Source organism: Mycobacterium sp. SMC-8 (assembly GCF_025263565.1).
Lineage (GTDB): Bacteria > Actinomycetota > Actinomycetes > Mycobacteriales > Mycobacteriaceae > Mycobacterium.
In genome coordinates this window covers 1,442,837-1,466,069 of sequence record NZ_CP079865.1, presented here as the reverse complement: position 1 = coordinate 1,466,069, position 23,233 = coordinate 1,442,837, and the positions used below count along the sequence as shown (strand labels likewise).

General features: G+C 65.8%; 22 protein-coding genes and 1 pseudogene. 13 read left to right on the top strand and 10 right to left on the bottom strand.

Annotated elements, in window-relative coordinates; translation table 11 throughout:
- Window positions 1–405: 405 nt before the first annotated feature.
- The gene (locus KXD97_RS07235) at window positions 406–774 is read right to left on the bottom strand and encodes a hypothetical protein (protein ID WP_260756077.1); all 369 of its coding nucleotides are present in this window, start codon (window positions 772–774) and stop codon (window positions 406–408) included.
- A gap of 149 nt (window positions 775–923) precedes the next feature.
- Here KXD97_RS07235 and KXD97_RS07230 point away from each other — a divergent pair.
- The 5 genes and pseudogenes from KXD97_RS07230 to KXD97_RS07210 form a co-directional block, all read left to right on the top strand.
- Window positions 924–1,608 (top strand): annotated as a pseudogene (locus KXD97_RS07230) (transposase); the annotation flags it as partial.
- A gap of 484 nt (window positions 1,609–2,092) precedes the next feature.
- On the top strand, window positions 2,093–2,557 hold the full coding sequence (locus KXD97_RS07225) for a hypothetical protein (protein ID WP_260756076.1): 465 nt from the start codon (window positions 2,093–2,095) through the stop codon (window positions 2,555–2,557).
- 25 nt (window positions 2,558–2,582) lie between these two features.
- A complete protein-coding gene (locus tag KXD97_RS07220) occupies window positions 2,583–4,718 on the top strand; it encodes a xanthine dehydrogenase family protein molybdopterin-binding subunit (protein WP_260756075.1) in 2,136 nt (711 codons plus the stop codon).
- Window positions 4,719–5,018: 300 nt separating this feature from the next.
- Window positions 5,019–5,435 (top strand): PPOX class F420-dependent oxidoreductase, encoded by a 417-nt coding sequence (locus KXD97_RS07215; RefSeq protein WP_260756074.1) that lies wholly within the window; start codon window positions 5,019–5,021, stop codon window positions 5,433–5,435.
- A 491-nt stretch (window positions 5,436–5,926) separates the two neighbouring features.
- Window positions 5,927–6,340 (top strand): hypothetical protein, encoded by a 414-nt coding sequence (locus KXD97_RS07210; protein WP_260756073.1) that lies wholly within the window; start codon window positions 5,927–5,929, stop codon window positions 6,338–6,340.
- Between the two features lie 11 nt (window positions 6,341–6,351).
- Here the strand turns inward: KXD97_RS07210 and KXD97_RS07205 are convergent, their stop codons facing one another.
- The 7 genes from KXD97_RS07205 to KXD97_RS07175 all read right to left on the bottom strand — a co-directional run bounded on the left by KXD97_RS07205 (window position 6,352) and on the right by KXD97_RS07175 (window position 13,569).
- Window positions 6,352–7,128 (bottom strand): ABC transporter ATP-binding protein, encoded by a 777-nt coding sequence (locus KXD97_RS07205; RefSeq protein ID WP_260756072.1) that lies wholly within the window; start codon window positions 7,126–7,128, stop codon window positions 6,352–6,354.
- A complete protein-coding gene (locus KXD97_RS07200) occupies window positions 7,125–8,795 on the bottom strand; it encodes a dipeptide/oligopeptide/nickel ABC transporter permease/ATP-binding protein (RefSeq protein WP_260756071.1) in 1,671 nt (556 codons plus the stop codon). The genes KXD97_RS07205 and KXD97_RS07200 overlap by 4 nt, the downstream gene beginning before the upstream one ends.
- On the bottom strand, window positions 8,792–9,832 hold the full coding sequence (locus KXD97_RS07195) for an ABC transporter permease (protein ID WP_260756070.1): 1,041 nt from the start codon (window positions 9,830–9,832) through the stop codon (window positions 8,792–8,794). The genes KXD97_RS07200 and KXD97_RS07195 overlap by 4 nt, the downstream gene beginning before the upstream one ends.
- A 7-nt stretch (window positions 9,833–9,839) precedes the next feature.
- Entirely contained in the window at window positions 9,840–11,438 is a 1,599-nt protein-coding gene (locus KXD97_RS07190; protein WP_260756069.1) for an ABC transporter substrate-binding protein, read from the bottom strand.
- A gap of 20 nt (window positions 11,439–11,458) precedes the next feature.
- A complete protein-coding gene (locus KXD97_RS07185) occupies window positions 11,459–12,049 on the bottom strand; it encodes a hypothetical protein (RefSeq protein ID WP_260756068.1) in 591 nt (196 codons plus the stop codon).
- Window positions 12,046–12,708 carry a hypothetical protein gene (locus KXD97_RS07180; protein ID WP_260756067.1) on the bottom strand — a complete coding sequence of 221 codons (663 nt, stop codon included), beginning with the start codon at window positions 12,706–12,708 and terminating at the stop codon, window positions 12,046–12,048. The genes KXD97_RS07185 and KXD97_RS07180 overlap by 4 nt, the downstream gene beginning before the upstream one ends.
- 336 nt (window positions 12,709–13,044) lie before the next feature.
- Window positions 13,045–13,569 (bottom strand): hypothetical protein, encoded by a 525-nt coding sequence (locus tag KXD97_RS07175; protein WP_260756066.1) that lies wholly within the window; start codon window positions 13,567–13,569, stop codon window positions 13,045–13,047.
- A gap of 165 nt (window positions 13,570–13,734) precedes the next feature.
- On the opposite strand from KXD97_RS07175, the gene KXD97_RS07170 reads away from it, so the two are divergent.
- Complete coding sequence (locus KXD97_RS07170; protein WP_260756065.1) at window positions 13,735–14,196, top strand: MarR family winged helix-turn-helix transcriptional regulator; 462 nt, start codon at window positions 13,735–13,737, stop codon at window positions 14,194–14,196.
- A gap of 90 nt (window positions 14,197–14,286) precedes the next feature.
- Here the strand turns inward: KXD97_RS07170 and KXD97_RS07165 are convergent, their stop codons facing one another.
- Complete coding sequence (locus KXD97_RS07165) at window positions 14,287–14,679, bottom strand: DUF2267 domain-containing protein (RefSeq protein WP_260756064.1); 393 nt, start codon at window positions 14,677–14,679, stop codon at window positions 14,287–14,289.
- A 249-nt stretch (window positions 14,680–14,928) separates the two neighbouring features.
- Here KXD97_RS07165 and KXD97_RS07160 point away from each other — a divergent pair, with 249 nt between their 5' ends.
- From KXD97_RS07160 to KXD97_RS07140, 5 genes are all read left to right on the top strand, one after another.
- Window positions 14,929–15,654, top strand: a complete 726-nt coding sequence (locus tag KXD97_RS07160) for a type 1 glutamine amidotransferase domain-containing protein (protein ID WP_260756063.1) — start codon at window positions 14,929–14,931, stop codon at window positions 15,652–15,654.
- 18 nt (window positions 15,655–15,672) lie between these two features.
- Entirely contained in the window at window positions 15,673–16,284 is a 612-nt protein-coding gene (locus tag KXD97_RS07155) for a hypothetical protein (protein WP_260756062.1), read from the top strand.
- 88 nt (window positions 16,285–16,372) lie between these two features.
- A complete protein-coding gene (locus tag KXD97_RS07150; RefSeq protein ID WP_260756061.1) occupies window positions 16,373–17,428 on the top strand; it encodes an MBL fold metallo-hydrolase in 1,056 nt (351 codons plus the stop codon).
- 115 nt (window positions 17,429–17,543) lie between these two features.
- Entirely contained in the window at window positions 17,544–17,777 is a 234-nt protein-coding gene (locus KXD97_RS07145) for a hypothetical protein (RefSeq protein WP_260756060.1), read from the top strand.
- Between the two features lie 25 nt (window positions 17,778–17,802).
- Window positions 17,803–18,360 carry a type 1 glutamine amidotransferase domain-containing protein gene (locus tag KXD97_RS07140; protein WP_260756059.1) on the top strand — a complete coding sequence of 186 codons (558 nt, stop codon included), beginning with the start codon at window positions 17,803–17,805 and terminating at the stop codon, window positions 18,358–18,360.
- Window positions 18,361–18,408: 48 nt separating this feature from the next.
- Here the strand turns inward: KXD97_RS07140 and KXD97_RS07135 are convergent, their stop codons facing one another.
- Window positions 18,409–18,774: an antibiotic biosynthesis monooxygenase gene (locus KXD97_RS07135; protein WP_313901360.1), complete on the bottom strand. Its 366-nt coding sequence runs from the start codon at window positions 18,772–18,774 to the stop codon at window positions 18,409–18,411.
- 338 nt (window positions 18,775–19,112) lie between these two features.
- Here KXD97_RS07135 and KXD97_RS07130 point away from each other — a divergent pair, with 338 nt between their 5' ends.
- The gene (locus tag KXD97_RS07130) at window positions 19,113–19,937 is read left to right on the top strand and encodes an inositol monophosphatase family protein (protein WP_260756058.1); all 825 of its coding nucleotides are present in this window, start codon (window positions 19,113–19,115) and stop codon (window positions 19,935–19,937) included.
- A 90-nt stretch (window positions 19,938–20,027) separates the two neighbouring features.
- Window positions 20,028–23,213: a beta-phosphoglucomutase family hydrolase gene (locus tag KXD97_RS07125; RefSeq protein ID WP_260756057.1), complete on the top strand. Its 3,186-nt coding sequence runs from the start codon at window positions 20,028–20,030 to the stop codon at window positions 23,211–23,213.
- Window positions 23,214–23,233: the final 20 nt, after the last annotated feature.

Here is a 23,233-nt window from a genome sequence, read left to right as displayed (position 1 = left end):
GTCTGCCGAGACAGACCACTCGATGTGTCAGACGATGGGGGCGGCGCGTCGGCTTCATCCGGCACGCTGTCCTGCGGTCTGTCCTGCGGTGACGGACAAGGTAGGTCCAGTAGTTACCTCATTCGATGTCGTCGAGGCGACCATTGCGCAGCTGCGTAATACCCTGTGGCGCAACGAGTTGACCAGCGAAACGGGCATGTTTGAGTTCGGTGGTGGGGCTGAACCCCAGGTTGCCCGAGGCCGACTGCGAGGCAGACCGGCGCCGTGCTTACGGCGAGGTCCTGGGCCCACTCGACGTCATCACTTGATGAAGAAGTTACGGCCGGGCTGGTCGGATATGCAGTACTCGGATTGCACGGTGGGGTGGACGACTCTGTCCGAGTAATCCACCCCAGCAGGGTGCGCCTATGCGTCACCCAAACTCGGCCGGTAGTCCGCTGCCGCGGCCTCAGCAGCGAGCAACGCACCCAATTCGCCCTCCTGCTGGGCAACAAACACACCGATAACCTGCCGGCACACCTCAGGCACGCTGACCCCTCGCATATCAGCAATACGTTTCAACCCGACCAGCATTGACGTCGACACGTGAAACTGCACGGCGAACTGACCGCACGAACCATCCTCGGGCGGTAGCCCCGGACCAACGACCACCGGATGATCTGACCCGAATTCATCAACATCAGCACCGCGAGCTCTCTCTACGGCCCCACCAGTAGCGCCGCCAACAACGCCCTCGTCCGGGTCCCGGAACTCCTCATGGCTGAACAAACCCATTGCGTCCACGCTAGAGGGACTGTCGTAGAAACGGTGTAAGTGGCCTCACGGCGCCCGGTGTGTCGGGGCGTAAGGCTCATGACTTGACCGAGACTGTCGTGGCTGTGGAGCCATCGCAGAATCCTGCAGATGAGGCCGCTGCGGCGACGATCGACGTACGCGACGCTCGCGCCGTTGATGAACTCGAAGTCGCCCGCGAGTTGGTGCGCCAGGCCCGCGAAGCCGGGGTCGCGTTGACCAGGCCGGGTGGGTTACTCAAGGCGATGACCAAGACGGTCATCGAGACCGCCCTGGACGAGGAACTGTCCGACCACCTCGGCAATGACCGCCACGACCCTGCAGCGCATGGAAGTGGCGACTCCCGCAACGGAACCCAGTCCATGACCGTCGTGACCGATTCCTGCGGCACCATCGACATCGACGTACCCCGCGATCGGGCCGGCACCTTCGAACCGGACATCGTCAAGAAGCGTCAACGCCGTCTGGCCGACGTCGACGAGGTGATCCTGTCGCTGTACGCCCGCGGGCTCACCACCGGGGGGAGATCAGCGCCCACTTCGCCGACATCTACGGCGCCGAGGTCTCCAAGGACACCATCAGCCGGATCACCGACCGCGTCGTGGAGGAGATGACGGCCTGGCACACCCGCCCGTTGGAGCCTGACCGGTGTACGCCCCGGTGTTCATCGACGCCCTGCACGTCAAGATCCGCGACGGTCAGGTCGGCCCCCGACCGATCTACGCCGCGATCGGAGTGGACCTGGCCGGACACCGCGACGTGCTGGGCATGTGGTCCGGTGTGGGTGACGGGGAATCGGCCAAGTACTGGCTGGCGGGTTCGATACCGGGAAATCCTGAGCCGCAAGCGCCTGGCTGGAGTTCATGTGTACCTCCTGAATATCTACGTGATCTGGTGGACGTAAACGGGCCGGTTGGTGACTTGACCGTCGCGGACCCTGACGTTGATGGAATTATTGGCGCACCCAAGATGACCGGCGGAAGCACGAGGACCGCATCCGCGCTGCCATGGGGCTGTCGCGGGCCGCCGGCATCCGGGACGTCCCGCTCCTGGGCCCAGCGGGGCGAATCCACCACCCCATACTGGTCCTCGCAGGATGATCCCACGCGAATCCCATGTCCCGACTTGTTAATACACCTGCTGCCCGATGCTCGTTCGACGTCAAGCCGTCCACCCAGGTGAGCCGTCCCGCGTGACTCCGTCGGCGTCCGAAATCGATCCGAGCACGGTTAACGTCTTCGGCTGAACCCAAACGAGAACGCTGTGGTTTGAGAGCGCGGCGCGCGGGTAGGCACGGCCGATGGGGTCAGCCCACTTCACCGACATCACCGTGCACGTCGACGGCGTCAAGCTCGAGTACCTCGGTGTGCCCACCCCCAAGAAGGGCTGCGACCACGGCCAGTGCGGAACCTGCACTGTCTTACTCGACGGCCGCCGCGCCACCACCGCGATCGATATTCCCCCGCCGCCCGACGCTGCCCGCTCGACGTACCGCAAGGTCCGCGACCGAGCCTTTGCGTTCGCACTGATCTCGGTGGCTGCCGAACTGGTTGTCCATGACGGCAATGTCACCTCGCCGACGCCGTCACCACCGTGGCCCACAAGCCGTGGCGGGCATATCGTGCGGAGGAAGCCCTCGTCGGCGCCCCCGCCACCGAGGAGCCTTTCCGTCACGGCCCGGATGCCGAGCTGGAACGTGCAGAACCGTTGCCCGGCAACGAGTTCAAGGTCGGACTGGCCGCGCGCAGGTTGGTGGCTACGTTGACCACCCTGGCGGAAGGAAGGCAGCAGTGACCGGCATTGAGCCTCGCGCCATCGGCACCGCGCTGACCCGGCTCGACGGGCGGGCCAAGGTCACCGGCACCGCCCCGTACGCGTTCGAGTACCGCGTGAAAGACCCGCTGTACCTCCACCCTGTGCAGGCCACGATCGCCAGAGGACGCATCACGGCGATGGACACCACCGAGGCCGACGCCGTAGACGGTGTCACGGCCGTGCTGACCGTGTTCGACGCGCCTCGTCTGGCTGATACCTCTGACGGCGACCTGACCATCCTGCAGGACGACGAGGTGCACTACCACGGCCAGATCATCGGCGGCGTGATCGCCGAAAGCGCTGAAAACGCCCGCCACGCTGCCAGTCTGGTGCGGGTGCGCTACGACGCCGATGCTCACGACACCGAACTGCGCTCCGACCACCCGGAGTTGTACGCGCCCGAGAAGGTCAAGTCGTTCCCTACCGACACCTCCGACGGCGATATCGAGGCCGCGCTGCGCGACGCGCCGATCACGGTCGATCAGACCTACACCACGCCGCTCGAGCACAACAACCCGATGGAACCCCATGCCAGCATCGCGATTTGGGATACCGACGGCGACCGACCACAGCTGACGCTGTACGACTCCACTCAGGGTGTGCACGCCTGCCGGAAGCAGATCGCGACGACGTTCGGCCTCGACCAAGAGCAGGTGCGTGTCGTGGCGAAGAACGTCGGTGGCGGCTTCGGATCGAAGGGCGCACCGCATTCGCACAACGTCCTCGCCGTCATGGCCGCACAACGCGCCGAAGGGCGACCGGTGAAGTTGGCCGTCACCCGCCAGCAGATGTTCGCGTTCGTCGGCTACCGAACCCGGACCATCCAGCACATCCGCCTCGGTGCCCGGCGTGATGGAACGCTGACCGCTGTCAGCCACGATGTCGTCGAACAGAGTTCGCGGGTAAAGGAATACGCCGAGCAGACCGCGACGGCGACGCGGATGATGTATGCCGGCCCCAACCGCAAGACCTCACATCGGCTCGTGCCGCTCGACGTGGCCGTCCCATTCTGGATGCGGGCACCCGGCGTGTGCGCCGGCATGTACGCCCTCGAGGTTGCGATGGACGAGCTCGCCGTCGCCTCCGGCATCGACCCCATCGAGCTGCGCCGCCGCAACGAGCCCGATGTCGACCCCGAGACCGGCCACCCGTGGTCGGACCGCCGTCTCGTCGAATGCCTTCACACCGGCGCCGAGCGCTTCGGCTGGGCACCGCGCGATCCCACACCCGGAATCCGCAGCGACGGCGAATGGTTGGTCGGCACCGGTGTCGCCTCGGCGGTATATCCGGCAAAAACTTCGCCCGGCAACGCCGCCCGCATCGAGACCGTCGCACCTGACCGCTACGCGGTGCAGATCGGGGCGGTCGACATCGGCACCGGAACCTGGACCGCGCTGACCCAGATCGCCGCCGACGCGCTCGGCTGCGAGACGACAGCTATCGAGCTGCAGATCGGGGACACGGCATTCCCGAACGCTTCGGTGGCCGGTGACTCGGCGGGCATCAGCTCGTGGGGTGGTGCCGTCGTCGCCGCCGCGCAGCGATTTCGGCGGGAACACGGCGAACAGCCGGCCGTCGGCGCAAGCACCACGGTCGAGGCGCCGAAGAGCGAGGAGGCGCAGAACTACGGAATGTACTCGTTCGGAGCGCAGTTCGCCGAGGCGCGGGTCAACCGCGTCACCGGCGAGATCCGGGTGTCCCGCATGCTCGGTGTCTTCTCGATCGGCCGGGTGATCAACCCGATGACGCTGCGCTCCCAGCTGATCGGCGGCATGACCATGGGTCTGTCGATGGCACTGCACGAAGAAAGCGTGCTCGACCACCGATTCGGCCACGTCGTCACCCAGGATCTGGCCACTTATCACATCAGCGCGCACGCCGACATCCCCGACATCGACGCCATCTGGCTCGACAGCGTCGACGCGCACTCCAACCCGATGGGGTCGCGCGGCGGGGGCGAGATCGGCATCGTCGGTGCGCCCGCAGCGGTGACCAACGCGATCTACCACGCCACCGGCCTGCGGGTGCGCGACCTGCCCATCACCTGCGACGCGCTACTGGCAGTGCCAGCCGGCGGCCGATCGTTGCCGATGAAGTCACCCGAAACGTAGTGACCGCAAACCGTTCTTGTGCAGCATGACGGGGCCGACGATGGTGGTGGCCCCATCGTCGGGTTGAACCCACCAGGCCCAGTTCGCCGGCGCAATGTTGCGCCGGCGGGGCGAAGCGCGGCTTGACGCGCTGCTGTGATGGTGAGTGCCATGAAGACGGCATCGCGTTCCGTAGCTCTTCCGGCGGACCTGGTCACGATCGACGCGGCATTCCCGCCGCCGACGCGACCACAGTCGCTCGAAATGCTTTGAGCCGGAGCCGAAACCACTCCCGCAGGAAAGGTAAGGACGATGTCGCAGATGACCGATGAGGAATACCGGCGGTTCCTGGGTGCGGGCACCAGAACCGCGAAAGTCGCGACCACCCGCGGCGACGGCCGTCCGCACGTGGTCCCGGTCTGGTTCCTGTTGGACCACGACGACCTTGTCTTCACCACCGGCAAGACGTCCGTCAAGGGCCGCAGCGTGCTGCGCAGCGGCCATGTCGCGGTGTGCGTCGATGACGAACGGCCCCCGTATGCGTTTGTCGCTGTCGACGGCAGGACCACGACCAACGACGATCCAGAAGAACTGCTCAGCTGGACGACCCGCATCGCAGCCCGATACGTCGGCCAGGAGCGCGCCGAGTACTACGGCAAGTTCAAGCGCGGGACCCGATCAGATGGTGGTGCGGGTCAGGCCGACGCGGGTTGTGTCCGAGAACAACGTCATGGGTGAGTAATCGCACCGCCCAGCCGTCGCGCACACGGTTCATAACGCTCCACCAGAGACTCTCCGAACTCCCCGGGCAGATTTGGTGGTTCTGACAGCCCCGGCGTGACTGTGATGCCGGCTTCGCGAATTGCCGCGCGTATACGGCCGGACAAGCCGGGAAGCGTCTGCTGGGAAGGCGGGACCGAGCTGGGCGGCACACCGTTATCGTCGAATAGGTGACATACCGATGCGCGGAGCCTGACCAGCGTTGCCTGAGTCGCCGTGGCTGCTGATCGACCCCCGGCGTCGGCCGCGTCTCCCTTCGACGGATCGGACACCGCGGCGGCTCGGGCGGCGCACCATCGTCACCGACGATCGCACCCTGGACGGACTTCATCCGGACTCCAACGGGCCGCAACTGGTACCGGGCACACAACAAGAGCATCGTCGCCGCCTACGTCGACCACGAAGCGTCCGCGCGCCAGGAGAACGAGGCGGAGCGATTCTTCCTCAATGTGACGCTGGCGCGGGTGCTGTTCGCGCACGCACTGGCCGCGGCGCCCAGGATGGCGTTGGGCCCACTCAGCTCCGTGGCGCGCGTTCTCGGTGATCCTCGCCTGGGAGCTGTCGGACTGTTCATGTCACTGAGCAAGGTGGTGCCGACGGTTTATCCCGCCGATCGAGAGGTCAAGGTTTATCTCGCTGATGAGAACCGGCTGAGCCGGCTGCTCGACTACGGCGTCATCGCGCCCCGCCTGCAGCCTCTCTACGCCTGGTCCGCGAGTGAACTCGAGCAACCTGAACTCCTGCGCTTCATTCAAGACGGCGCTCCGGTCTATGCCTGGCCGTACGAGTCGCGGTGGGTATGGCAACCCGCCACCCCCACGCTGCCGACGCAGCCGGTCACTCCGGCGCTGGCGCAGCGGTGAATCCCGAAGGGTCACTGCTTCGCCCGCGTGCGTTGAGCGGCCGCGATCAGTGCGGCCGTGTACGGGTGCGCAGGCGCGTCGAACACCTCGGTGGTGCGCCCGTGTTCGACGACCCGGCCCCGCCGCATGACGGCCACCCGTGCACAGCCGTGCCCCACCAGGACGAGGTCGTGGGTGATGTGCAGGATCGCAACACCTTTGGTGACCGCCAGTTCGCTGATCAGGTCGACGATGTCGCGGCGCAGCGTCGCATCGAGCATCCGGGTGGGCTCGTCGGCGAGCACCAGCCGAGGCTCGGTCACCAGTGCCCTGGCGAAAGCCACTCGTTGTCGTTCGCCGCCGGATAGCTGATGCGGGTAGCGGGTGAGGTGGCGAGGATGCAGGTTGACGGCGTTCAGAGCATCGGCGGCTCGCTCCCGGTGCTCCTTCCGGTCACCGATGCGGTGGATGACCAGCGGTTCGGCGACGATGTCGAGGACTCGCAGCGTCGGGGGCAGGGCGGCGTACGGGTCCTGGGACACCAGGTGCAACCGCCGCCGCTGGCGCCGCGCGGCCCGGCGGCGCAGTCCCACGAGGTCAACCCCGTCCAGCCGGATGGCCCCCGAGTCGGGCGTGACGAGTCCGGCGACAGCTCTTGCGACGGTTGACTTTCCGACGCCGGACCCGCCGACGAGCCCGATGGTTTCCCCCGCCGCGATCGTGAGATCGAACTCGTCGACAGCCCGTACCCCACCGAAGCTCACGACGAGCCCCTCGACGTCGAGCGCGGGTGACTGTTCGCCCTTCACGAGGTTGTTCCCGCGGTCGTGAAACGCGGTACCGCGTCGACCAGACTGCGCGTGAAGGGGTGTGCCGATGCGGTGAGCACCTGTTCGGTCGGGCCGGTTTCGACGATCCGACCGGCCTGCATCACCGCGATCCGATCGGCGATCCGCCCGACCACGTTCAGATCGTGCGACACGATCAGCAATGCGAGGTTCAGCCGGCGACGGATGTCGTCGAGCAGATCGAGCACTTCGCCCTGAACGACGCCGTCGAGCCCACTGGTCGGTTCGTCGGCGACGACCACGGCGGGGTCGTTAATCAGTGCCATCGCAATGACGACACGTTGGCACATGCCGCCGGAGAACTGGTGCGGATAGTTCGCGCCGCGAGCCGGATCGAGCCCGACCAGGTCCAGCAGCTCGTCGGCCCGCGCGCGTGCCGCGGCCCGCGTGACCGGTCGGTGGGCGCGAACTGCTTCGGCGAGCTGCGAACGGACGGTACGGACCGGGTTCAGCGCGCTGATCGCGTCCTGCGGCACCAACGCGATCCGGTCGCCGCGCAGTGCCCGCAGCTCCTCGGCTGTGAGCGTCGCCAGGTCCCGGCCCTGAACCGCGACGGTGCCTTCGGTCACCGTCGCCGCTGGCGGCAGCAGCGCGATGGCGGCCGCAGTGACCGTGGATTTGCCGCTACCGGATTCCCCGACCAGGCCGACCAGCTCGCCTGCCCTGACGGTAAGGCTCAGATTGTCCACGGCGGTGACGACACCACGGTCGGATTGATACGTGACGGTCAGATTTCCGATCGCCAGCGGCGGGGCCTCCGCGTCGACCGGGCCGGCGGCACGGGCCGGCGCGGATCGAGACGGTAGACCGTCGCGCAGCGAGGGCCGGGCGCGTTCTTCGAACGCGTAGCCGAGTAGTGCGAAGGCCAGGACTGTGACCGCGATCGCCAGGCCCGGTGGGACCACCCACCACAGCCAGGCGTCGGTGAGGAATGCGTTGCGGGAGTGTGCGTTCGAGAGCGTGGAGCCCCAGCTCTTGGCGGTGACGTCACCGAGTCCGAGGAAGGCGAGGGACGCCTCCAACAGGATCGCGGACTTGGTGGCGAGGACGAACTGCGGCACCAGCAGCGGGGCAACCGCCGGCAGGATGTGCCGAGGGAGGACGTGGCCGGCACCGGCGCCCATGGCGCGCAGCGCCTGGATGTGGTCGCGTTCGCGCAGGGAAAGCACCTGCGCCCGCAGCTCGCGCGCGATACCGGCCCAGATCACGGCACTGATGACAATGACCTGGGTGATCAGGCCCGGGCCGGCGAACACCCCGATGACGATGGTCAACGGCAGTACCGGCAGTGCCAAGACCACGTCGACGAGGCGCATCAATACGGTGTCCACCCAGCCTCGGGCGTAGCCCGCGAGCAGTCCGATGCTCGCCCCGATGACCGTCGCCGCCAGCGCCGCGACGATCCCGATCAGCAGGGAGATGCGCGCGCCGTAGATCAGCTCGGTCAGCAGATCGTGCCCTACGTCGTTGGTGCCCAACAGATGCGCGGCCGACGGAGCCGAGAATGGCCGCGCGACCCGATCGCCTGGCGCGTAGGGCGCCAGCAGCGGTGCCGCCAGGGCAACGAATACCAGCACTCCGAGGAGGGTGAGGCCTACCATCGCGAGCCGCCGCGAGCGGGTTCTCATGACGGCACCGTCGGCGTCGCGGCCGGGTCTCGGTGTTCGCGCCGTACCCGAGGATCCAGGAGTGGATAGGTGAGGTCGGCCAGCAGATTCGCCGCCACGATCCCGATCGTGATCAAGAGGAAACCGCCCTGCAGCAAGGGGTAATCCCGTGCTGTGACCGCGTTGAACATCAACCGGCCGATCCCCGGGTACGCGAAGACCGTCTCGACGACGACGGCGCCGGACATCAACGTCCCGACGGCGAGCGTCACGTTGGTGTACACCGGCAGCAGCGCGTTCCGCAGCGCGTGGGTGAGCACGATCCGTCGTTCGGAGAGGCCCTTGGCCCGAGCGAGCCGGACGAACGGCTCATCCAGGACGGTTGTCATCGCAGCCCTGGCCAGCAGGAAGAACCCGCCGACAGTGGCCAGTACGAGCGTGGCCACCGGCAACACCATGCGAGCGGCGACGTCGGCGAGCCACTCCAGGCCGTCGCCGTCGATGGCCGCAGCACCGTAGGACGGGAAGAGCCCGAGCTGCACCGCGAACACGGCCACAAGGACCATGCCGATCCAGAAGCCGGGCATGGCGTCGAGCAGCAGGACACCGATGACCGAGCCCGCGTCGCGACGGGTGCCGCGCCGCCAGGCCGCCCACGCGCCGACAAGGGTGCCGATCAGGAAGGCGAGCAGGATCGATACGGCGGCCAGGGCAACCGTCCAGGGCAGGTAGTCCAGCAGAATGTCGACGACCGGCCGGTTGAACTCGATCGATGTTCCCAGGTCACCCCGTACCAAGTCAGCCCAGAACGAGCCGTACTGTTCGAGGATGGAGCGGTCCAAGCCGTAGCTGGCCCGGATCTCGTCCAACAGTTCCGGTGCCAGATCCCCATTCTGGCCGTACAGGTAGACGATCGGATCGCCACCGGAGAGGTGTGGCAGCGCGAAATTCATTGTGGCCGCGGCCCATAACACCAGTGCGTACTGCCCGATCCTCGCCAGTAGCCGGCCGGACTTCACCCGTCCGGGGCCGTGGTCCGCGCTTCGTGAGGCATACACGGGTGCCTCACGGCGTCACCACGGCGTTGGCCGCTTCAGCCCTGTCGCGCGGAATCAGCGACCATTTGTGCATGATGCCGTACCCCGGTGAGTCGACGAACCCGGCGTAGCTACCGGCCCGGTAGGCGAAGTACTTGTCGGGATGGTAGAGCGCCACCACCGGCGGCACCTCGTTCAGCAGCCGCTGGATCTCGAAGCCTGCCTCGCGCCGGTCTTCCAGCGTGGCGGTCTGCTTCCAGCTGTCGATCTTCTGCTCGAGTTCCGGGTACGGGTACTCGTCGAGATTCCAGGAGGAGCCCGAAAACAGGCTCAGCACATACTGTGTGGGGTCGGCCACGGTATGCGGGACTCCATCCCGAACCAGGAGATCAAAGGTCTCCATGTCCTTGCCGGAGGCAGCGTGCCGCCCAGCGTCCAACGGCCGCACATCGACTGCGAGGCCGACTTCACCGAGCTGTTCGGCGACTACCTCGGCAGCGCGGACCTGTGTGGGTTCGGCACCTTTCACCTCCACGGTGAGCGTGATCGGAGAGCCATCGGGACTCTCGCGCAGACCATCTCCGTTGACGTCGCGATAGCCGGCCTCGTCGAGGATCGCGCGTGCTCGCTCCGGGTCGGTCGGTGTGGAGGCCTCGGGATCTGCCCACGGTGAGTCGGGATGCATCCGTCCCAGCGTCGCTGCGCGTCCGCGACCCAGCACAACGACCTCGAGCAGCTCCTCCTTGTCCAGCGCCAGCGATACCGCGCTGCGCACCCGGGCGTCGGCGAACATCGGTTTGGTGTAGTTCATCCGGAGGTCGACCTGTTCGAGCGGGGTGGTGTTCACGACCTCGATCGTGTCGGAGGCCTCGAACGCGTCCAGCAACTCCGGCGGAACCTGACGGGCGGCCACGTCGATCTCACCCGAGCGCAACGCCGTGAATGTGGCCGAGGGATCCTCGATGACCGTCATCACCAGCTCGTTGACTTGGGGCTTGCCGCCGAAATACTCGTTGAATGCGGTGAATCGGTAGCCGGTGATCGGGTCGTACTCGGCGAGCCGGTATGGGCCGGTGCCGACCGGCAGCGCGGTGACCTCTTTGACGCTCTCCGGCGGAATCTGCGACCAGATGTGTTCGGGCAGGATCGGAAGGTCGGCAAGCGTCACCGTGCCGAGCTCCGGGCAGGGAAACGCGCACTCGAAACGTACTGTGTCACTGTTGATTCGGGTCGTCGAGGTGATCTCGGGAATCGTCGTGATGTGGTGGGTCCAGCGGCCGGTGTCGGCCTTTTGGCCGTAGGCGAAGGTGAACTCCACATCGGCGGCGGTGAACGGCTCGCCGTCGTGCCAGGTGACGTCGTCTCGGACGGTGACGTCCCAGGTGCTGGGGTCGACCATGGTGACCTCGGAGGCCAGCCACGGCTGCGGATCGTCGACAAACGGAGACGGTGCGACGAGCTTGTCGTAGACCAGCTCGCTGATCCATTCCTCGTGCTCGACGAAGATGTTGACCGGGCCGACGTCCAGCGGGATCGCCACGGTGAGCCGGTCAACCGTGTCCGGGCCGGCACTGGGTCCTGAGCCCTCGTCGGCACATCCGCCAATCATCAATGCAGACACGCACATCAGTGCGCTCCACCGGTATTTCATCGCACACTCCCGGGTAGCAGGGTCGTTGTCACCCAGGGCAGAAATGCGGCCAGGAAACGCGCGCTGGCGGGTGCCCGGGTATGGCCGAAATGCGCTAGTGGATCGATGGTGCTGACCATCAGCGTGCCGCCCGACGCCGGGCGCTCCAGATATGCGACGGCCGATCCGTCGGGTGCGCTGAGTAATACCTCGGCCCCGGCGGGCGCATCGAGGACACCGTGGTGGTGCAGGGCCTGTCCGGCGGCGCCCACCTCGTTGTGTGACCAGGCCCCGCCGAGGCGGGTCTGTCCGGCGCCACCGACCGGGCGGAAGGTCCAACGCAGCGATCGCGGCCATCCCCCCTGCTGCTCACCGAACATCAACACGATCCCCCCGCGCTCCAGCAGTGCCTCCAGCTGCGGAGCAAGCCGGGACAACCGGCGTTTGGGGGTCCCCTCGGGCACCCAGACCGCCTGCGCGTCGTCGATCGCCGAGTGGTCCGTCGAGCCCGTGTACACCACCGCATCGAGGTGCGCGCGGTGGTCCGGCTCGGCGAATGTCGCGGTTTCCGCAGCCGATCCGCTGGTCAGCGCAACCAGTCCGGTCATCGCGTGGCGCCCGCCATCCACTGGACCAGCTGCGGCATGATCCGTGCGGCCGTGGTGGTGGTGACGCCGTTCGCGATCAGGTTGTTGCCGCTGTGCACCAGAACCGTGCCGGCCCCCGCCTTCGCGACGTAGGTGCCCGGTGTCTCGTCGGCCCGCCACGCGATCACCTCGGCATGCTCCGGTGGACGATGCCAGCCGTTGGCGTAGAGGAACGAGTGCCCGAGCTCTTCGGGCTTGACGCCGGCGAACACCGGGTGGTCGGCAAGCACCGGCGGTCCCTCGGTGTCCGCCTTGTTTTCATGCCATTCGAATGTCGTGGTTTCGGGGAGCCAGTCTTCGGCGAGCTGTCCGCTGAACACCACGGCACCGCCCCGGTCGAGCAGGCCGGCGATGCGCTCTTTCATTCCGGCAAGCAGCAATTGGTCGGCGCGGCCCGCGATGATGAGGCCGGCGAACCCGTCCAGATCGGCGTCGGGTAGGTCGTCCATGTCGAGCAGCGTCACTGGCATCGCGTCGAGCGCGGCGTCGCGGCCGTCGACCCCGCCGGCGAGGGTCCACAACCGGTGGATCTCGTCCCAGTCCGTCTCGCCGCTCTGGCCCGGCCCAGGCGTCGGGTGCACCGCGATGGCTACTTCATGCAGCCTCAGGTAACAGGTCACGGCAACTTCCTTAGGTTAGGCGAAGCATACCTGTCCTGTTTAGCACACCGACGAAGCTCCGGCTACCCCTACCGCAGGGGCGAAAGATGTTCGGAGCCAACGGAACTTGTGCGCGCCGACCTCGGACGGGTGATTCGCGCCCAGCACGTCATACCGCCTGGTGCGCAACGCAACGTTGTGCCGGTTCGCCCGGTATCGACCCGAAAGTCGTTGCGGCGCAGGTCGGGCCGTGCAAGGCCGGGTGCGGCAGCGCGAATTCGACGGTGGCGTAGTGCTAATTACGCACTGCCCCAGACGGTCCCGTGTGCGCCGGACCGCCTTCAACGCAGGATCACATCACCGAATTGTGGCGTTGTAGACTTCCTCGGCGGGGCGGCTCAGAAGGCGTTGTGCCATATCTTTCTTCAGCCAGACAAGACGCTCTTCCTCTTCAGCGCTGCGATCCTCTTTGCGTGCCAGCGTGATGAATTCGTCGGCAACCAGTCCGGGGCGGAGCGTGAGGTCGACGGTCCGGCCCCGGTACTTCAACCGGAAAAGGTACCTACCCTTCGGACTTTGCAAGACATCGTCGCCGGCCAGCGCCACGTCGACGTGATAGCGCCCACCGGTCACGACCCGGGTGACGATCTCAAATGCGTCGCGGCCTCCCGGGCCGGGGAACGCGGTTTCTATTGAGAGGTCCGCCCGCTCGGGCGCGTTACCGTCGTCCAACAGCGGGAAGCCGCGTTCCATGACCTTGAATGCATGCGCCACCCCACCGGGAAACTCGAAGCCGTGGTATCTCAACATTTCACCGAAGGTGAACTGGATTGGCTGGCCACCCTCGGTGACTGTCAGGGTCGCGGTATCAGGGTATGACATGTAATTCCTTCGGTTGTATCAAGAGATTGCACTTGCCGAGCGTTTATCGCCGAACGCCGTGGACGCGCGCACTGCGCGCTGTAGGCCTGGCTTCAGGATGGGCGGCCGCGCAACTCCTTCCTGGGTACGAAACCACCCGCATAATAGCTCGGCCTCAGAGGTATTATGCAAGGTGTGTCCGGCCACTCCGAAATCGCAGCCGACATCTTCGACACCCTTGGGCGTTTCCGACGCCAGGTGCGTCGGACGGCCGGTCGTGCCTTCACCACCGGACTGCCCGAATCGCAAGCCGACCTGGTGCGGCTCATCGGCCGACAACCCGGCATCTCAGTGAGCGCTGCGGCGGCCGAACTCGGCCTGGTGGCCAACACCGCTTCCACACTGGTCTCCAAGCTGTCCGGTGACGGCCTAGTGATCCGCGAGGTTGACCCGACGGACAGGCGCGTGGGCCGACTGCGGCTCAGCGCGAAGGCACAGCGCATCGCCGACAGTTCGCGCAAAGCCCGGCGTACAGCTCTGGCGGGAATCCTCGACCAGCTCTCCGACGATGAGATCGACTCGCTAGCTGACGGATTGACGGTGCTCAACAAGATGATCGAGTTGCTCAACGAAGGACAGCCGTCGTAACCACCGAACCGGCTCTGCGCGGGGGTCGACCTCGGGTTTGGGCTATTAGGCGGGTGTACCGGCCCTTCCGTGCGGCCAGGAGATTAGGCGCTACACCGTCCGGGGCGGATTGGGCGAGGTGAGCAGCCTGGTGAAGTCCACAGGGAGCTGTGACATGAAGTCGTTGAACTCTTTGCGGTCAACCGCCTCCCGCAATGTCAGCAGGACCGCCTCCACACCGGTCATGGTCTCGGCCTTGGTCAGTCTGGTGCGGCCGCTGACACGCACGATCAGATCATCCAGGTCGAACAGCTCCGGACCTTTGCTGTTCCATCGCACCGAGTTGACGAGGTCCTCGGGGAGCGCTCGGATGAGGTGCTTTACCTCTCCGGCGCTGACTCGCATCGACAAGACCTCAAGCACCGCGCGGGTCAGATCGGCTGCCTCCCCCTTCGAGAGCATCGTGCGCTCGGCGACTTCGCGATAAAACTCCGGAGCATCCATCGGGTCATCTCCAACTGTCTGTTCCACAGACGACGGTTCCACCGGAGAATGCCCGCTTCTGCGTTGCACCGCACCAACCTGTGGTGAGTAAGAGTCGATGGAGCACCTGTTCTGGCAGATCGAGAGCGCCGCAAAGGACGCTCAGGTCTAGCGAAGCCGACAGTTTTCGCACCTGTGTGTCCAAGACCCGAGGCAATGTCAGCGGCAGCATGTCGACGAAGACGGTCGGATCATCAATGGAGGTACTCGATGGCTCGAATACTGATTGTGCTCTCCGGCAGCGATCACTGGACGTTGTCTGACGGCACCCGCCATCCCACTGGATTCTGGGCCGAAGAATTCGTCGAACCCCATCGCACCTTCCGCGACGCGCAGGTCGACGTCGACATCGCCACCCCCGGTGGTGTCCGGCCGACCGTCGACCAGGTCAGCCTGGCGCCCGACCGGGCCGGCGGCGAAGAGCGTGCCGCCGAGCTTCGCAGCTACTTGGAATCGCTGGAGCACGAGCTCGCCGCGCCGATGTCGCTGGAGCACGCCGCCGACAACCTCGGCAACTACGACGCCGTCTTCATTCCGGGCGGCCACGGGCCGATGGAAGATCTGCCGGACTGTCGACCGCTCGGCCGAATTCTGACCGGTCTGTTCGCCACCGGACGTGTCGTCGCTGCGGTCTGCCACGGGCCGGCCGGATTGCTGGCGGGCCGCCGCGTGGACGGCGCCTGGCTGTTCGCCGGCCGACGGGTGACCGCCTTCACGAACGAGGAGGAGCGACAAGCGGGTCTGGCCGACCGTGCGAAGTGGCTCTTGGAGACCCGACTGCGCGAGGAGGGTGCGGACTTCGACCAGGGGCCGCCCTGGCGTCCGCACGTGGTGGTGGACGGGCACCTTGTCACCGGCCAGAATCCGGCGTCCTCCAAGCAGGCAGCCGAACGAACGCTTGCCGTCCTCATGGCGGCACAGTCCCCGTCGTCATGACGACTGAAGGAGCCACGGATGCATGTTCGGTACACGCTGATCACCGCCGACCCTGAACGGATTGACGACGCAATCGCATACCTCGCTTCTGACGGCCGATCGAGCCTCGAGTCAGAACCTGGCGAGAGAGGAATGTCGCTTCAGGTATCTCCCGACCTGGCCGTCGCGGTCCTCGAATCGTTCTGGGTCTCCCACGACGCCATGCGAGAAAGCGAACGCGTAGAGGCCGGTGTCCGCGACGAGGCGATCCGCCTTGCGCTCGGCACCGCCTCGGTCGAACGTTTCCGGAGGGCGAGCGTGACTCGCGTCGGGCGAGAAGAGGCCGGGGCGGGCGTGCGCCACACGGTCTATCAGACGGAGCCGGCCGTCCTCGACCAGGCGATCGCCGGATATGAAGACACAGTCGTGCCTTGGCTGACGGAAACCGTCGGGTTCGTCAGTGCAACCCTGCTGGTCGATCGCCGGTCGGGACGACAACTCAGCCAGACGATTTGGCGTGACATCGATGCGTTGGCAAAGAGCCGTAGTCCTGCCGCAGCGATCCGGGTGGACGCCGTCGCGGCGACCGACAGCACCGTAATCGCACTCGACGAGTTCGGGCTCGTGTTTCGGTCGGTCCGGGCGGAATGATCCAGTGCCGGTCCGACATCTCATCCCACTGGCAGACGCCGCGTGCTGACACCTACCCGTCGAGGTTCACGAAGCGCACACTGAAATCATGTGCGGTAACGGCAGCGGGCTCGCCGACGAGGCGGCGGCTTCCAGCCCGCGCCGAGCAGAAGGCCCGGCGGTGGACCCGATCGCCTTGGAACCGGTCGATGAGGTAATCGTCACCACCCTGATGGACAACAGCTACGACGCGCTGATGGGCGATACCGGACCCGCCCGCCGCACCTCGTTCACCCGGGTGCCCGAGGTTGCGGCCCCGCAATACGTAGACGGTCGCACAGTACCTGGTTTGGTCGCTGAGCACGGATTCTCGGCGCTCGTCACGATTCGCCGCGGAAACACCACCCACACAGTCTTGTTCGATACCGGGGTCTCCCCGGAAGGCATGGCCACCAACATTGAGCGCCTAGGCCTGGACGTGACCGCGATCGAGGTGCTGGTGCTCAGCCACGGTCACTTCGATCACGCCGGCGGTTTTCCCGGCCTGGCCCGGCTGCGCGGACGAAGCGGGATGCCACTCACGGTTCACCCTCTGGTGTGGAGCCGGCGCCGCCTGGCGCTACCCGACCAACACCACTGGACGATGCCAACCCTGAGCCGCTCGGCCCTGGAGGCCGAGGGATTCGAGGTGATCGAACGGCGGCAACCTTCGCTGCTGCTGGACAAGTCGGTGTTGATCACTGGAGAGGTCGACCGCACCACCGACTTCGAGCGCGGCATGCCGAATCACGAGGCGTGGCATGACGGGCGTTGGGAACCCGACCCGCTGATACTCGACGAGCAAGGGCTGGTGGTGCACGTCCGCGGACGTGGGCTCGTCGTCATCACCGGATGCGGCCACGCCGGCGCGGTGAACATCGCCCGCCACGCGATGCGGTTGACCGGCGTGGATCGACTGCACGCACTGCTCGGCGGCTTCCACCTCACCGGCCCGGCGTTCGAACCCATCATCGAACCCACTGTCGCCGCCTTCACCGACATGGCGCCCGACCTGCTGGTCCCCGCGCACTGCACCGGCTGGAAGGCCCAGCACCGCCTTGCCGCCGCGTTGCCCGCCGCGTTCGTGCCGAATGCGGTCGGGACCTCGTACGCGTTGGCAGGATAAGCAGCCTGGCGATCCTCGTGTCAGCGAGTCGTGCGGCAGGATGCCAGCGAAGGGGGATCAGAATCGACCTGCTGGGTCGACCACTGCCGACGAACGAGTGAATACCGTTGACCGCATGGCTAAAAGCACAGAAAACCAGCAGACCACCGACACCCAAACCGAGAACCAGTCCACAGACTTAGCGGCGCTCGGAGGTAACCCGGACAACCGCGAAACCGTTCAGAACATGGACGCACCCGAACTACGCAATGCCGTGATAGAGCTGCTCACGATCATCGACGATTCCGATGACATGGACGTGGTCATCACGATTTCGGACGACGGCACCGTCGTCGTCGAGGCCGCGTAGGCCGACGAGCACTGGGGAGAATCTGATGACACAGGAACTTCGAGGCCAGCGCGTCGGCATACTGGCCGCCGACGGAGTCGAGCGGATCGAACTCGAGCAACCCCGCGGGGCGTTGCACGGCGCGGGTGCCATGACCGAGGTCATCTCGCTGCATCCCGGCGAGATTCAGGCTCGGCAATGGGACATGGAGTCGGCCGGAACCTTTCCCGTCGACCGCGTTGTCGCCGACGTGTCCGTTGACGACTACGACGCGCTCCTGATGCCGGGCGGAACGGTCAACCCTGACCAACTGCGAATGAACGCCGACGCGGTCGGCTTCGTCAAGGCATTCGCTAACACTGGCAAACCGATCGGAGTGATCTGCCACGGTCCGTGGACTCTCGCCGAAGCGGACGTCATCCAGGGAGTGAGGATCACGTCATGGCCGAGCATCCGAACGGACCTCCGGCGTGCGGGAGCGGACGTCGTCGATGAGGAGGTGGTGATCGATCGTCAGTTCGTCTCCAGTCGATCACCCAACGACCTACCGGCTTTCTGCGCCGCAATAGTGGCCCAGTTCGCGAAGGCGAAACAGCACACCTGACGCGCAGACCCGCAGCCCTCCGGCGGCGGGCGAAAGCACGGAAACGGCTCAGTGCGTTGCGGTCGGGCTGTCCTCGTGCCGAGGGGCACCGGCCGGGAGCTTTGCGGCGAGGACATCGGCTGTTTCGAGTACCGGGGTTTCCTCGAAGAGATGGTCATTGGCTTTGAGTGCTGCGGCAACCTTCCCGGCCAGATGAGCCTTCCTGGCGACCTCATCGGGAAACACCATGTACAAACCGAATTCGAGCAACCCGAAGCGAACAGCGAACCACGCAGTAGTGCCCGGTTCTTGCTCGACATCCGCGAGACCGCCGGACAGCAAATCCGCAACCTCTTGCGACTTGGTGGGCTTGGCCACGAGCCGCGCAGCCAACGCATATGTGGCGGTCATGATGTGCTCCTGAACAGTGGACAACGTAGCGGGAGTGTCGGTACTTCAGGCTAGGTTGGGCGGGCCTGGGGGAAATGGCACCGGCAGCAGCAACTGCGCACGCCCAATTCACCCTGCCAGGTCGAATGTGCTGGTGAACGTCTGCTACACAACGATTCCCACCGCCCCACCTTCCCGCGGCAATTCTGCCGAACCAATTGGCGCACGTGCACTGTGCATGGCACACGAGGCTGATTCGCCGCCAGAAATTCACCGCGCCAGACGGAGGTATCCGCCGTCTCGGCGGGGCACCATGTCGCCCTGATGAGGGGCGGCGCTTCTAGCGGCTGGGGCGCCATCCAAGCAGCCCAAATGCCCTTTCGATGGTGAGGACCGGCATGAATAACACCGCAGATGACCTGGCTCTCGCGCTGTCGTTGGCAGACGAGGCCGAATCGATGACGATGCCTCGGTTTACGGCCGTGGATCTCTACGCGAAGGCCAGGCTGGAGGACGAGCCACTAACAGATGCTTACCGCGACGTCGACGTCGCTCTCCGCAGAAGACTGGCCATGAAGCGACCGCAAGATGCGATTCTCGACGAAACGATCCGCGGCCCAGAGCTGTTAGCCGGACGACGCTGGGTCATCGAGCCGCTCGACGGCAGGAGGAATTTCCTCCGCGGGGTACCTTTCTGGGCCACCGTTGTCGCCCTGATAGTCGACGGCGTGCCAACCGTGGGTGTCGTCGCCGCCCCCGCTCTGCGTCGGCGGTGGTGGGCAGCAGCCGGGCAAGGCGCGTTCGCAACGCGGTGGACTGAGCCGACGCGACGGCTGGCTGTATCGGCGATCGATGACTTGGGGACAGCCAATCTGACCTTCTCCAGTCTGGCCGGATGGGGCATTCTCGGCATGCGCGAGCGCTTCATCGTCCTGACCGACGACGTCTGGCAGGCACGCGGTTACGGCGATTTCTACTCGTACTGCCTGGTGGCCGAGGGAGTCGCCGACATCGCATTGGCTGCGCAAGCGTCCACCCGGCAGTTCGCGGCCCTCGACGTCCTGGTGCGTGAGGCCGGCGGCACATTCACAGACCTGGAAGGTTCGCCCGGACCACACGGCAAGACCGCCGTCGCCACCAATGGCCCACTACACAATGCGGTCCTTGGCCGCTTCTACGGCGCCGCAGCGGTGCCTCAGCCGGTGTGAGCACCTGGCAGACAAGAAGCATCCGAGACCGTGCTTTTTGCCCCGGCGGGTCGAAGTCGGCCGGGCATGCCGTCAATACACTCGACACATATGGCGGCAACCACGCCCCGCGATAAACCGGGTTACCACGCGTTCGTTTTTGACATGGACGGCGTGGTCACCGACACCGCGAAGATTCACGCCGCGGCATGGAAAGCCCTGTTCGACGAGGTGCTGACCCGGATCGGAACACCCGGTCAACCGCCGTTCGATCCGGTACGCGACTACCTCACCTACATTGACGGCCGCACACGCGAGGACGGTGTCAGGGCCTTCCTGGCCGCCCGCGGCATCGAACTGCCGGAGGGCAGCCCGGACGACGGCCCGGATCGGATGACCGTTCACGGGCTCGCTGAACGTAAGCAGCAGCTGTTTGCCGAAGCCATCGCCCGCACCGGGGTCACGGTGTTCCCCGATGCCGCCGATCTTCTCGCCAAACTCCTCGACCGCGGCATTCCCACCGCGCTCGTCACCGCGAGCCGCAACGGCCGGGCCGTCATCGACGCCACCGGCCTTTCTGGCATGTTCACCACCATCGTCGATGGGTCCGACGTCGCGCGGCTCGGGTTGCGGGGCAAGCCCGACCCTGCGATGTTCCTCGAGGCTGTAGACCACCTTGGTGTGGAACCGGCCGACGCCGTCGTCCTCGAAGACGCCATCGCAGGCGTGAAGGCAGGTGTGGCAGGTGGTTTCGGGCTCGTCGTGGGAGTCGACCGGGTGGGACACGGCGCCGAGCTGGCCGCAGCGGGCGCCCATCTCGTTCTCACCAGCCTCGATCAACTCGACGCGGTGGTGCGTGACGGCGGGCAGGCCGGCAAGTGGATCGGCGGTGCCGACAGGACCAGCTCCGATGCTTGGCACCTCGTGTACGAGGACTTCAACCCACTGCTTGAGGGAACACGCGAGGCGCTCTGCACGCTCGGCAACGGGTACTGGGCGACGCGCGGCTCCGTACCGGGTTCCATCGCCGACGGCGTGCACTACCCGGGTACCTACGTCGCCAGGATCTACAACCGGGTCATCAGCACCATCGGCACGCGAACGATGGAGACCGAACACCTGGTGAACACGCCTGACTGGACATACCTGACGGTCCAAACGGCCGACGGGCCTGTGCTGCGTCCGGGTATTCCTGAAATGCTCTCCCACCACCAGGACCTTGATCTGCGTGCCGGAATGCTGACCCGCGTCAACAGGTATCGCGATCACGACGGACGAACCACGAAGATCACATCGCGTCAGATCGTCTCATTATGTGAAACGCACACCGCCGCCTTGGAAGTCACGATTGAGGCCGAGGACTGGTCGGGCGAGGCGACTGTGGAGTCCGTCATCAATGGCGCAGTCGCGAACCGAAATGTCGCTGCCGATCTTCAACTCACGTCGCAGCATCTCGAATCGGTCGGCTCGACGGTCGTCAACGACAACACAGTGCGCCTCGAGGTGCGGACCAACCAATCGGGTATCGACATCGCGGTGGCGGCGCGGCATCGCGTCGGCCCCGCCGAAAATGTTGCAGACCGGCGGCCGATCGCTGAGGAAAGCCGTGCCGGCCATGCGTTCACCATTGTCCTCCGGGCCGGCGTCCCGGTGACTGTCGAGAAGACCGTGGCCGTGGCGACCTCGCGCGACAGCGCCATCTCCACCGCAGCACTGGATGTGGACAAGCGCATCGCACGCGCGGGAAGGTTCGATGACCTCCTGGAAGGGCAACGCACCGTTTGGCGGGACATCTGGCAGCGGTTCGGCATCGGCCTGGAGATCGGGTTCGAGCAGGCATTGGCACTCAACTTGCACATCTTTCACGTGCTGCAGGTGGTCGTCGCGGCCGACACCGATCTCGATGCGGGCCTGCCCGCGCGCGGGTTGCACGGCGAGGGCTATCGCGGACACATCTTCTGGGACGAGCTTTACGTCTATCCGTTGCTGACCATGCGGAGGCCGGCACTGACCCGCTGCTTTCTGCTGTACCGATATCGGAGGCTACCCGCAGCGCGGGATTTGGCGTGGACCAACGGTTTTGATGGCGCGATGTTCCCCTGGCAGTCGGGCAGCGACGGCCGCGACGAGACGCCGAGCGAGCTGTTGAATCTCCGTAATGGCCAATGGATGCCGGACAATTCCCATCGACAGCGTCATGTCGGCCTGGCGGTGGCCTACAGCGCGTGGCAGTACTACCAGGCGACCGGCGACAAGGGCTTCCTCGAGGACTACGGCGCCGAGCTCATCGTGGAGGTCGCTCGGCTGTTCGCCAGCATGGCAGTTCACGATCCGGTCGATGACCGGTACAACATCAGCGGCGTGATGGGACCCGACGAGTATCACGACGGCTACCCGGATGCCCCGGGCCTGGGTGTCCGGAACAACGCCTACACAAATGTGTTGGCGGCCTGGGTATCAGCACGGGCAGTCGACACGGTCGACCTGCTGGTCGGCTGCGACTGTGTCCCGCTGTGGCGCCGACTGGACATCAGGCCGGGAGAACGCGAGCACTGGCAGCGGGTGAGCCGACGGATGCGGGTGCCGTTCCACGAAGGCGTCATCAGTCAGTTCGAAGGATACGAGGCGCTGCAGGAACTCGACTGGGAGAGCTACCGCGAGCGCTACGGAAACATCGGGCGGATGGACCTGATCCTGCAGGCAGAAGGCGACTCCACGAACAGATACAAGTTGTCCAAGCAGGCCGATGTCGTGATGCTGTTCTGTTTGTTCTCCACCGAAGAACTGCGTGAATTGTTCAACCAGATGGGTTACTCCCTTGATCCAGATCTCGTGCAGCGCACGGTGAAGTACTACGAGGCGCGCACGACGCACGGCTCTACGCTGAGCAGGGTCACCCACAGCTGGGTGTTGGCCCAAATCGACGGCGCCCAGTCGTGGTCGTTGTTCACCGAAGCCCTCAAGGCAGACCTGCAGGACACTCAGGGCGGAACGACTCGCGAAGGGATCCACCTTGGGGCGATGGCCGGAACGGCCGACATAGTGCTGCGCTGCTACGCCGGTGTGGAGACACGGGGCGACGTGCTTCACCTCAACCCGATGCTGCCGAACGAGATCGGCCGGGCGTCGTTCGAGATCATCTACCGCGATCAGCCGGTGGACATCGAGTTGACCCACAAACATGCGCGGCTGCGGCTGTTGCCGTGCGCAGCCGACCCGATCGAGGTGTGCGTGAGGGGCACCAAGAAGACCCTGGGCCCGGGCCAATCGTGGGCGGCGCGTCTTCCCGCCCGCTAAAGGCCTGGACGTCGCCGGCG

Coding starts and splice junctions, on each gene's coding strand:
- KXD97_RS07185 (WP_260756068.1), bottom strand. CDS start 12,049: ATGACCGGACTGGTTGCGCTGACCAGCGGATCGGCTGCGGAAACCGCG.
- KXD97_RS07140 (WP_260756059.1), top strand. CDS start 17,803: ATGACACAGGAACTTCGAGGCCAGCGCGTCGGCATACTGGCCGCCGAC.
- KXD97_RS07225 (WP_260756076.1), top strand. CDS start 2,093: ATGGGGTCAGCCCACTTCACCGACATCACCGTGCACGTCGACGGCGTC.
- KXD97_RS07215 (WP_260756074.1), top strand. CDS start 5,019: ATGACCGATGAGGAATACCGGCGGTTCCTGGGTGCGGGCACCAGAACC.
- KXD97_RS07150 (WP_260756061.1), top strand. CDS start 16,373: ATGTGCGGTAACGGCAGCGGGCTCGCCGACGAGGCGGCGGCTTCCAGC.
- KXD97_RS07160 (WP_260756063.1), top strand. CDS start 14,929: ATGGCTCGAATACTGATTGTGCTCTCCGGCAGCGATCACTGGACGTTG.
- KXD97_RS07155 (WP_260756062.1), top strand. CDS start 15,673: ATGCATGTTCGGTACACGCTGATCACCGCCGACCCTGAACGGATTGAC.
- KXD97_RS07175 (WP_260756066.1), bottom strand. CDS start 13,569: ATGTCATACCCTGATACCGCGACCCTGACAGTCACCGAGGGTGGCCAG.
- KXD97_RS07130 (WP_260756058.1), top strand. CDS start 19,113: ATGGTGAGGACCGGCATGAATAACACCGCAGATGACCTGGCTCTCGCG.
- KXD97_RS07170 (WP_260756065.1), top strand. CDS start 13,735: ATGCAAGGTGTGTCCGGCCACTCCGAAATCGCAGCCGACATCTTCGAC.
- KXD97_RS07235 (WP_260756077.1), bottom strand. CDS start 774: ATGGGTTTGTTCAGCCATGAGGAGTTCCGGGACCCGGACGAGGGCGTT.
- KXD97_RS07165 (WP_260756064.1), bottom strand. CDS start 14,679: ATGGATGCTCCGGAGTTTTATCGCGAAGTCGCCGAGCGCACGATGCTC.
- KXD97_RS07200 (WP_260756071.1), bottom strand. CDS start 8,795: ATGAGAACCCGCTCGCGGCGGCTCGCGATGGTAGGCCTCACCCTCCTC.
- KXD97_RS07125 (WP_260756057.1), top strand. CDS start 20,028: ATGGCGGCAACCACGCCCCGCGATAAACCGGGTTACCACGCGTTCGTT.
- KXD97_RS07190 (WP_260756069.1), bottom strand. CDS start 11,438: ATGTGCGTGTCTGCATTGATGATTGGCGGATGTGCCGACGAGGGCTCA.
- KXD97_RS07145 (WP_260756060.1), top strand. CDS start 17,544: ATGGCTAAAAGCACAGAAAACCAGCAGACCACCGACACCCAAACCGAG.